1 protein-coding gene is annotated in these 1,460 nt (G+C 69.6%); it reads left to right on the top strand.

The annotated features are described in order from the left end of the window. Window positions 1-1,460 (top strand): AMP-dependent synthetase/ligase (locus ACWGIU_RS37775; RefSeq protein ID WP_453712591.1); only part of this gene is annotated, 1,460 nt, incomplete at both ends.

Below are 1,460 nucleotides of genomic sequence, written 5' to 3'. Positions count from 1 at the left end.
TCCGACCTCGGCGTGATGTGCGCCGGCGGCGCGGTGACCACGATCTACCCCAGCACCAACGCGGACGAGTCGGCGTTCATCCTCGCGGACTCCGACAGCCGGGTGCTCATCGCCGAGGACGCGGCGCAGCTGGCGAAGGCGCGTGAGCGCCGCGCCGACCTGCCGCATCTCGCCCACGTCGTGGTGCTGGAAGCCGCCGACGCGGTGGCCGCCGAGGACGATCCCGAGGGCTGGGTGCTCTCCCTCGCGGAGCTGGAGGCACGCGGCAAGGAGTACCTCGCCAAGCATCCCGAGGCGGTCGACGAGCGGATCGCGGGAATCACCTCCGACCAGCTCGCCACCCTCATCTACACCTCCGGCACCACCGGCCGCCCCAAGGGCGTGCGGCTCCTGCACGACAACTGGTCCTACCTGGCCAAGGCCATGGTCGCCACCGGGCTGATCGGCAAGGACGACGTCCAGTACCTGTGGCTGCCGCTGGCGCACGTCTTCGGCAAGGTGCTGACCTCGGGGCAGATCGAGGCCGGACACGTGACCGCCGTCGACGGCCGGATCGACAAGATCATCGAGAACCTGCCGATCGTGCAGCCGACGTACATGGCCGCGGTCCCGCGCATCTTCGAGAAGGTCTACAACGGCGTGGCCGCCAAGGCCCGCGCCGCCGGCGGAGCCAAGTACAAGATCTTCCAGTGGTCGGTCGGCGTCGCCCGTGAGTACGCCAAGGTCACGCAGGACAACTTCCGCCGGACCGGCCAGGCGACCGCACCCTTCGGACTCACCACCAAGCACAAGATCGCCGACGCGCTCGTCTACTCCAAGCTCCGCGAGGCCTTCGGCGGGAAGCTGCGGGCCGCCGTCTCCGGCGCCTCCGCCCTGGCACCCGAGATCGGCTTCTTCTTCTCCGGCGCGGGCGTCCACATCCTGGAGGGCTACGGCCTGACCGAGTCCAGCGCGGCCTCCTTCGTCAACCCGGGCGAGGCCTACCGCACCGGCACGGTCGGCAAGCCGCTCCCCGGCACCGAGGTCCGGATCGCCGACGACGGCGAGGTCCTGCTGCGCGGCCCCGGCATCATGCAGGGCTACCACCGGCAGCCGGACAAGACCGCCGAGGTCCTGGAGTCCGACGGCTGGCTGCACACGGGCGACATCGGCGAGCTGTCCGCCGACGGCTACCTGCGCATCACCGACCGCAAGAAGGACCTGATCAAGACCTCGGGCGGAAAGTACGTCGCCCCGGCGGAGATCGAGGGCCAGTTCAAGGCGATCTGCCCGTACGTGTCGACGATCGTCGTGCACGGCGCCGACCGTAACTTCTGCTCCGCGCTGATCGCCCTCGACGAGCCGTCCATCCTCACCTGGGCGGCCGAGAACGGGCTGGAGGGCAAGACGTACGGACAGGTCCTGGCGGCTCCGGAGACCAACCGCCTGATCGAGACGTACGTACAGACCCTGAACGAGGG

This window comes from Streptomyces sp. NPDC054840 (assembly GCF_053611065.1).
This window is presented reverse-complemented; position numbering and strand designations above follow the sequence as displayed.